Raw genomic sequence first — 7,993 nt, 5'->3', positions numbered from 1 at the left:
CCCATCCTTTGCGGGGAGGTCCCCGCGCCCCCATCCTGCGGGGAGGTCCCCGCGCCCCCATGCTTTGCGGGGAGGCTGCCCGCACCTATCTGTGGGGCCGCTTCCTGCGGCCGCTGTCCTGCGGGGAGAGTCCGTGGGTTGATCTGAGAGGAACTTTCGTGGCTGACGAAGTGCTGGTTGAGGAGTTCGGGAACGTCGCGGTCATTACGATCAATCGGCCCAAGGCGCGTAACGCCGTTAACGGGGCGGTGGCTCGGGGGATCGCTGAGGCGCTTGACGGGCTGGATGCTCGGCCTGATATTTCCGCTTACGTGCTTACTGGGGCTGGGAGTACCTTCTCTGCCGGGATGGATCTGAAGGGGTTTCTGGCCGGGGACTTTCCCGTCGTCGATGGGCGGGGGTTCGGGGGGCTGACCGAGGCGCCGCCGAAGAAGCCGTTGGTGGCCGCTGTGGAGGGGTACGCGCTCGCGGGCGGCTTCGAGCTCGCCCTTGCCTGCGATGTCATCGTGGCGTCCGCCGAGGCCACGTTCGGGCTGCCTGAGCCCAAGCGCGGGCTCGTGGCGGGGGCGGGTGGCATCATGCGGTTGCCGCGGCGGATTCCGTACCACGTGGCCATGGAGATCGCGCTGACCGGTGACCACTACCCGGCCTCCCGCCTGTACGAGCTGGGTCTGGTCAACCGGATCACCGAGCCGGGGGCGGCGCTGGAGGGGGCTCTGGAGATCGCCCGCAAGATCGCCGGCAATGCCCCGCTCGCGCTCGCCGCGACCAAGAGGGTGGTCATGGAGTCGCAGGACTGGTCGCGCGAGGAGATGTTCAAGAAGCAGAACGCGATCATCAGTCCGGTGTTCGGCTCGAAGGACGCCATGGAGGGTGCCGCCGCCTTCGCGGAGAAGCGCGCGCCCCAGTGGAAGGGCGAATGACGCCCCTTCCACGTATCGCTGGGATGGGTTCCCTCCCGTTTCCCAGGGGATGGGAGGGGATTCTTCAGCGCGCGTGCGGCTCTTCCTGCGTACGGTAAAGGGAGGGAGTCGACACCAGGAGAGCGCAGTGAGCGAGCATTCGAGATACGAGTCGGCCAGACGCGGCGCCGGAGCCCTTGTGTCCGGTGCGCTCAGCGCGATCGTCATCATGGTGGCCCTGCTCGCCGCGATGTGGGGCGTCGAGGTCATCGACTACGTGTTCGGCGGCGCACTCGACAGGCAGTTCGGCATCCTCGGCGGAGATCCCGACGGCCTGATCGGCATCGTGTTCGCGCCGTTCCTGCACGACGGATTCGGCCACCTCATGGCCAACTCGCTGCCCCTGCTGATCCTCGGCTTCCTGGCCGCGCTGCGCGGCGTCGGCAAGTTCCTCTGGGCCAGCGTGCTGATCATCCTGATCGGCGGCCTCGGCACCTGGGTGACCAGCCCCGGCGTCATCACGATCGGCGCGAGCGGGCTGGTGTTCGGCTACTTCGGGTTCGTCGTGGCGCGGGGCCTGTTCGACCGCCGCGCCCTCGACATCGTGATCGGCATCGGTGTGGCGATCGCCTACTACTCGATCCTTTGGGGCCTGCTGCCCAACCAGTACGGCATCTCCTGGCAGGGACACCTGTTCGGCCTCATCGGCGGCGTGGTCGCCGCCTGGGTGCTGCGCCGCAAGCGCGAGTTGCCCGCCGCCCCCACCTACTGACGGCGCTCGCCCTTGTGGAGGGGGCCGGCCCGCTGGGCGGGCCGGCGTTTGGCTAGCTGAGGCGCTCGACCACGTGGTCGACGCAGACCGTCAGGGCCTCGACGTCGGCCGGGTCGACGGCCGGGAACATCGCGATGCGCAGCTGGTTGCGGCCCAGCTTGCGGTAGGGCTCGGTGTCGACGATGCCGTTGGCGCGCAGCACCTTGGCCACGGCGGCGGCGTCCACGTCGCCTGTGAAGTCGATCGTGCCTACCACCTGCGAGCGGAACTCCGGGGCGGCGAACGGCGTGGCGTAGGACGACTTCTCGGCCCACGTGTAGAGACGCTGGCTGGAGTCGGCCGTGCGGGCGGTGGTCCAGGCCAGGCCGCCGTTGCCGTTCATCCAGTCGAGCTGGTCGGCCAGCAGGAACAGCGTGGCCACGGCCGGGGTGTTGTAGGTCTGGTCCTTGCCGGAGTTGTCGATCGCGACCGGCAGGCTGAAGAATTCCGGCACGTAGCGACCGGTCGCGGCGATCTCCTCGACCCTGGCCAGGGCGCGCGGCGACATGATCGCGATCCACAGGCCGCCGTCGGAGGCGAAGCTCTTCTGCGGCGCGAAGTAGTAGACGTCGGTCTCGGTGAGGTCGACGGGCAGGCCGCCGGCGCCGGAGGTGGCGTCCACGAGCACCAGCGAGTCACCGGAGCCCACGCGGGTGATCGGCATGGCGACGCCGGTGGAGGTCTCGTTGTGGGTCAGCGCGTACGCGTCCACACCGTCCTCGGCCACCGCGGCCGGGTAGGTGCCGACCTCCGACTTGATGACGCTGGGCTCGGCCAGCCACGGGGCCTTCTTGGCGACCGCGGCGAACTTCGAGGAGAACTCGCCGAAAGACAGGTGCTGCGACTTGTCGCGGATCAGCCCGAAGGCGGCGATGTCCCAGAACGCGGTGGTGCCGCCGTTGCCGAGAACGACCTGATAGCCCTCGGGCAGCGAGAACAGGTCGGCGAGCCCGGAGCGTACGCGGCCGACCAGGTTCTTGACCGGCTTCTGGCGGTGGGAAGTGCCCATGAGACTCGCGCCGGAGGCGGCGAGAGCGGCCAGTTGCTCGGTGCGAACCTTCGAGGGCCCGCAGCCGAATCGGCCGTCGGCGGGCTTGATGTCAGCGGGAATCACGATGTCAGCCACACAATGGAGCCTACCGAGCGGCGCGTTATGGCTTGACCGGGGTCCGGATTCTGAGACCAGGAAGCCGGCCACCGCGCCGTGGGCGGCGGCCGGCTGCGAGCGTCAGAGCTTGCCGGTCGCCTCGGTGGCGCCGGGCACCTCGGCCAGTGGGCGCGAGGCCGGGCCGGTGTAGATGGCGCTCGGGCGGACGAGCCGGCCCGTGAGCTTCTGCTCCAGGATGTGCGCGGCCCAGCCGGCCGTGCGGGCGCAGGTGAACATCGAGGTGAACATGTGGGGCGGCACCTCGGCGAAGTCCAGCACCACGGCCGCCCAGTACTCCACGTTGGTGGCCAGCACCCGGTCGGGCTTGCGCGCCTGCAACTCCTCCAGCGCGGCCTGCTCCAGCGCCGCGGCGACCTCGTACCGGGGCGCGTCCAGTTCTTTGGCGGTACGGCGCAGCACGCGGGCGCGCGGGTCCTCGGCCCGGTAGACCCGGTGACCGAAGCCCATGAGCCTGCTGCCCTTGTCGAGCTCGCTCTGGACGTACTTCTTGGCGTCGCCGAGCTGCTCGACGCCCTCGATCATGTGCAGGACGCGCGCGGGGGCGCCGCCGTGCAGCGGGCCCGACATGGCGCCGACCGCCCCGGAGAGCGCCGCGGCCACGTCGGCGCCGGTCGAGGCGATGACGCGGGCGGTGAACGTGGAGGCGTTCATGCCGTGCTCGGCAGCGGAGGTCCAGTAGGCGTCGATGGCCTTGACGTGCTTGGGGTCGGGCTCACCGCGCCAGCGGATCATGAAACGTTCGACGATGCTCCCGGCCTCGTCGACCCGGCTCTGCGGCACCATCGGCAGGCCGAGGCCGCGCGCCGACTGCGCCACGAAGGAGAGGGCCATCACGGAGGCGCGCGCGAGCTGGTCGCGGGCCTCCTCGTCACTGATGTCGAGCAGCGGCTTGAAGCCATAGGCCGGAGCCAGCATGGCCAGTGCGCTCTGTACGTCTACGCGGATGTCACCGGAGTGGACAGGAATGGGGTACGGCTCCGCCGGGGGCAGGCCCGGCTGGAACGTGTTGTCGACCAGCAGGCCCCAGACGGCCCCGAACGGGACGCGGCCGACCAGCTCTTCGATGTCGACGCCCCGGTATCGCAGGGCGCCCCCTTCTTTGTCCGGTTCCGCGATCTCGGTTTCGAACGCTACGACGCCTTCGAGTCCGGGTTTGAAGTCGGACATGCTAGGCCGCCTCCCTTTCTGCCATGTTTCGGCAACGCGATGCCTTGATGTCGAGATACCGGCGGGTCAATTTAACCCCCTAAGCGGTCGTGCTCGGCCTCGGGACCCGCCGTTTGGCCAAACCCGCAGGTGGGAAGCGGTGCGGTCACGCGGAGTGCTTGGTGACGTCCAGAACGCGGGTCACCATGTGATCGGCTACGGGAGCGCGCAAGAATACCGTCTCGTGGATGCCACACCGCGCCCGCCCATGCTGGCGGGGCTACGCCGTACGTACGAGGGCGAGCCGCTGCTCGAATCCGACCTCGCGTCCGACCCCATCACGCAGTTCACCGTCTGGTTCGAGGAGGCGCTCGACGCCGGCCTGCCCGAACCCAACGCCATGGTCTTGGCCACCGCCTCCGCGGGAGGCAGGCCCGGCGCCAGGACGGTCCTGCTGAAGGGCTACGACGAACGCGGATTCGTCTTCTACACCAACTACGAGTCCCGCAAGGGCCGCGACCTGACCGAGAACGCCCGCGCGTCCCTGCTGTTCCCCTGGCATCCGATCCGCCGCCAGGTGCGCATCGAGGGCACGGTCACCCGCATCCCCCAAGCGGAGTCCGCCGCCTACTTCAACTCCCGCCCGTACGGCTCCCGCATCGGCGCCTGGGCCTCGCGGCAGTCCGCCGTAGTCCGGTCCAGGGAGGAACTGGACGCGCGCTACGAGGAACTGGCGGCGCGCTGGCCGGACGATCCGCCCGTACCCGACTTCTGGGGTGGATTCCGGGTGTTCCCGCTGGAGATGGAGTTCTGGCAGGGGCAGCTCGACCGGATGCACGACAGGCTTCGCTACCGGCGGACCAGACCCGGCTGGGTGCTGGAGAGACTTGCCCCTTAATGTCCTAAAGTGGCATTCGGGCAGCTGGTCAAGCGTCATATCGTAGATACGCGCCCTCTGGGCGTTCCCGCGTACCGGCGGCTCTGGCTCGGCCAGGCGGTGTCGCACGTCGGCGTCGGGGCGACCGTCGTGGCCGTCGGCCAGCAGGTCTGGGACCTCACCCACTCGTCGTTCTACGTGGGGCTCCTTGGCATGGCCAACCTGATCCCGCTGATCGTCTTCGGTCTGTGGGGCGGCGCGGTCGCCGACGCCGTGGACCGGCGCAAGCTGCTCATCGCCGGCTCGCTGATCGCCTGGGTGTCGACGCTGTTCATCCTGGTGCAGGCGCTGCTCGGCCTGGGGAACGTCTACCTCATCTTCGCCGCGGTCGCGCTCAACTCCACCGGGTTCGCGATCACCGGGCCGACCAGGGGCGCGATCATCCCCCGGATACTCGAACCCGAGCTGGTGCCGGCGGCCAACGCGCTCAACTCGCTGGTCTACAGCATCGGCGCGGTGGTGGGGCCGATGCTCGGCGGGGTCGCGCTGGCGAACGTGGGGTTCGCGGCCGCGTACGCGATGGATGCCCTGCTGTTCTCCGCGAGCCTCTACGCGGTGCTCAGGCTGCCCTCACTGCCTCCGCTGGGCGAAGTGATACGTCCGGGAGCACGGGCGGTGATCGAGGGCCTCAGCTTCATCGTCAGGACTCCGGTGCTGCTGATGTCGTTCGTCGTGGACATCATCGCGATGGTGTTCGCCATGCCGCGCGCGCTCTTCCCCCAGCTGACCGCCGAGAGGTTCGGCGGCGATCTGACGGCGCTCGGCTGGCTGACCTCCGCCATGGCCATCGGCGCCGTGGCCGGCGCGCTGTTCTCCGGTTGGGTCGGGCGCGTCTCGCGGCAGGGGGTGGCGCTGGTGGCGGTCATCGCCGTCTGGGGGCTGGCCGTGGCCGCCGCGGGGCTGGCGAACGAGCTCTGGCTCGTGGTGGTGTTCATGGCCGTCGGCGGGGTGGCGGACGTGATCTCGTCGGTGTGGCGGCAGTCGATCCTGCAGCTGTACGCGCCCGACGAGATGCGCGGGCGGTTGCAGGGGGCGTTCATGGTGGTCGTCGCGGGCGGGCCGCGGCTGGGCGAGCTGCGGGCCGGGGCCACCGCGACGGCGTTCGGGCTGACCGGGGCGTGGGTGGGCGGCGGCCTCGCGTGCGCCGTCACGGTGCTGGTCGTCGGGCTGTCGGTGTCGGGCTTCAGGAACTACCGGGCCCGCCAGTAGGCGCTGGAGCGTCAGGCGACCTGGGCGGCGGCTTTCAGGTCCGCCAGGAAGCCCGCGTACGCCTCGTCCCTGTCGGGCGCGCGCAGCACGGACGACGGGTGGACGGTGGCCACCGCGAGCGCCTCCCCGAGCGGCACCGGCTCGCCCCGATGGTGCGTGACCCGGAACTCCCGTCCCAGCAACGCCCGCGCCGCCGTCGCTCCGAGCACCACGATCACCTCCGGCCGCACCACGGCCATCTCCGCGTCGAGCCACGGCCGGCAGGCGGTGATCTCGGCGGCCGTCGGCTTCTGGTGGATCCGCCTCTTGCCCCGGAGCGTGAAGGAGAAGTGCTTGACCGCGTTCGTCAGGTAAACGTCGTCGCGTTCGATCCCCGCCTCCACCAGCCCTCTGTCGAGTACGCGGCCCGCGGGCCCCACGAACGGGTGCCCCTGCCGGTCCTCCTGGTCCCCGGGCTCCTCGCCCACCAGCATGAACCTGGCCTGCCCCGGCCCCTCGCCGAACACCGTCCGCGTGGCGTTCCTGTAGAGTCCGCAGCCCTGGCAGCCGGCCGCCGCTGCCCGCAGCGCGTCCAGATCCAGCCGGTCGGGAAGGAACTCGGCCGCCCCGTTGTTGCCGTCCTTAGCCATCGCCGGTCGTTCTCCCACTAGGGTTTCTCATGACCCCTGCCCGCTGCGTAAGGGCTCAGTCCCCGCCAGGACCGGCGTAACATTCAGTTGGGAGGAGCCTTGACCGCACACGGCCTGATCGACACGACGGAGATGTATCTCCGCACCATCTACGAGCTCGAGGAAGAGGGCATCGTCCCGCTTCGCGCGCGCATCGCGGAGCGCCTCGCGCAGAGCGGCCCCACGGTGAGCCAGACGGTCGCCCGCATGGAGCGCGACGGCCTGGTCCGGGTGGAGGGCGACCGGCACCTGTCGATGACGGAGCTGGGCCGCACGCTGGCCATGCGGGTGATGCGCAAGCACCGGCTCGCCGAGTGCCTGCTCATCCAGGTGATCGGCCTGCCCTGGGAAGAGGTGCACGTCGAGGCGTGCCGCTGGGAGCACGTCATGTCGGAGTCCGTCGAGTCGCGCCTGGTGACGCTGCTCGGCAACCCCACGGTCTGCCCGCACGGAAATCCCATCCCCGGGCTGGCCGAGCTGGGCGCCAGGGAGCCCGCAGAGGCGGTGGAGAGCGCCCTGACGTCCATGTGCGACGTGGCGGGCGTGAGGGACGTGCCCGTGGTCGTGCTGCGAATTAGCGAACAAGTGCAAAGCGATCCCGCTGTGATGCTTAAACTCAAGCAAGTTGGGATACAACCCGGACGCGAGGTGACGCTCGCGGCGAGCGACGACGGTGTACGGGTGACAGGTGACGGTGACGCGAAGGACACTCCCGCGGAGCTTCCGCGTGACGTTGCCGCGCACGTTTTTGTCGCCAAGCGCTGACGCGCGCGCGGCTGCTTGGTTGAATCCCTCCTGGGAGGCCCTCCACTCTCCCCTGGCCAAGACTGTTGCAGGAGCGCTCGTGGTCCGCTTTGCATGTAAGCCACCCCAAGGAGTGGTCTCCGGATGAAGCGATGGGGGGATCTGTCACAAGACGCGGCTGATCACCTTGCCGCTGGATCAGTGCTCGACCACGCTGAGATGGCCGTGGTGGTCACCGATCGTTTCAGTAACCTCCTCTATTGGAACCCGTTCGCCGAGAAACTCTTCGGCCGTTCCGGTGCGGCGCCCTCACGCGACACGTCCCTCCTGTCCCTCGGGATCATGGAGAAGGACCATCCGATGGCGATAGAGCTCGCCAAGCACGTGCTCAAGGGCGGGGTCTGGGAG

Annotated in this window: 9 protein-coding genes; 6 read left to right on the top strand and 3 right to left on the bottom strand. The window is 69.4% G+C overall.

The annotated features are described in order from the left end of the window. The first annotated feature begins 158 nt into the window (after positions 1–158). Both ITP53_RS52080 and ITP53_RS52075 read left to right on the top strand, forming a co-directional pair. A complete protein-coding gene (locus ITP53_RS52080) occupies positions 159–923 on the top strand; it encodes a crotonase/enoyl-CoA hydratase family protein (protein ID WP_195902912.1) in 765 nt (254 codons plus the stop codon). Positions 924–1,050: 127 nt separating this feature from the next. Continuing rightward, positions 1,051–1,674 (top strand): rhomboid family intramembrane serine protease, encoded by a 624-nt coding sequence (locus tag ITP53_RS52075; protein ID WP_328818614.1) that lies wholly within the window; start codon positions 1,051–1,053, stop codon positions 1,672–1,674. A 52-nt stretch (positions 1,675–1,726) separates the two neighbouring features. Here ITP53_RS52075 and serC read toward each other — a convergent pair whose 3' ends face one another. After that, positions 1,727–2,839: a phosphoserine transaminase gene (gene serC / locus ITP53_RS52070; protein ID WP_195902910.1), complete on the bottom strand. Its 1,113-nt coding sequence runs from the start codon at positions 2,837–2,839 to the stop codon at positions 1,727–1,729. A gap of 102 nt (positions 2,840–2,941) precedes the next feature. Then, positions 2,942–4,048 carry a citrate synthase 2 gene (locus tag ITP53_RS52065; RefSeq protein ID WP_195902909.1) on the bottom strand — a complete coding sequence of 369 codons (1,107 nt, stop codon included), beginning with the start codon at positions 4,046–4,048 and terminating at the stop codon, positions 2,942–2,944. Positions 4,049–4,271: 223 nt separating this feature from the next. Here ITP53_RS52065 and pdxH point away from each other — a divergent pair, with 223 nt between their 5' ends. Next, positions 4,272–4,925 carry a pyridoxamine 5'-phosphate oxidase gene (gene pdxH, locus ITP53_RS52060; RefSeq protein ID WP_407941408.1) on the top strand — a complete coding sequence of 218 codons (654 nt, stop codon included), beginning with the start codon at positions 4,272–4,274 and terminating at the stop codon, positions 4,923–4,925. A 9-nt stretch (positions 4,926–4,934) separates the two neighbouring features. Next, positions 4,935–6,173, top strand: coding sequence for an MFS transporter (locus tag ITP53_RS52055; RefSeq protein ID WP_195902908.1), 1,239 nt, complete (start codon positions 4,935–4,937; stop codon positions 6,171–6,173). A gap of 11 nt (positions 6,174–6,184) precedes the next feature. Here the strand turns inward: ITP53_RS52055 and ITP53_RS52050 are convergent, their stop codons facing one another. Next, positions 6,185–6,802, bottom strand: coding sequence for a UdgX family uracil-DNA binding protein (locus tag ITP53_RS52050; RefSeq protein ID WP_195902907.1), 618 nt, complete (start codon positions 6,800–6,802; stop codon positions 6,185–6,187). A 99-nt stretch (positions 6,803–6,901) separates the two neighbouring features. Between ITP53_RS52050 and ITP53_RS52045 the strand changes: the two genes are divergently transcribed. Continuing rightward, positions 6,902–7,606 carry a metal-dependent transcriptional regulator gene (locus ITP53_RS52045; RefSeq protein ID WP_195902906.1) on the top strand — a complete coding sequence of 235 codons (705 nt, stop codon included), beginning with the start codon at positions 6,902–6,904 and terminating at the stop codon, positions 7,604–7,606. A gap of 123 nt (positions 7,607–7,729) precedes the next feature. Beyond that, a partial coding sequence (locus ITP53_RS52040; protein WP_195902905.1) for a PAS domain-containing protein occupies positions 7,730–7,993 on the top strand: 264 nt, incomplete at its 3' end.

Source organism: Nonomuraea cypriaca (assembly GCF_015645445.1).
Classification (GTDB): domain Bacteria; phylum Actinomycetota; class Actinomycetes; order Streptosporangiales; family Streptosporangiaceae; genus Nonomuraea; species Nonomuraea cypriaca.
Note: the sequence above shows the minus strand (reverse complement) of the source record. Positions and strands in the feature narration are given on the sequence as shown.

Coding starts and splice junctions, on each gene's coding strand:
- ITP53_RS52065 (WP_195902909.1), bottom strand. CDS start 4,048: ATGTCCGACTTCAAACCCGGACTCGAAGGCGTCGTAGCGTTCGAAACC.
- ITP53_RS52050 (WP_195902907.1), bottom strand. CDS start 6,802: ATGGCTAAGGACGGCAACAACGGGGCGGCCGAGTTCCTTCCCGACCGG.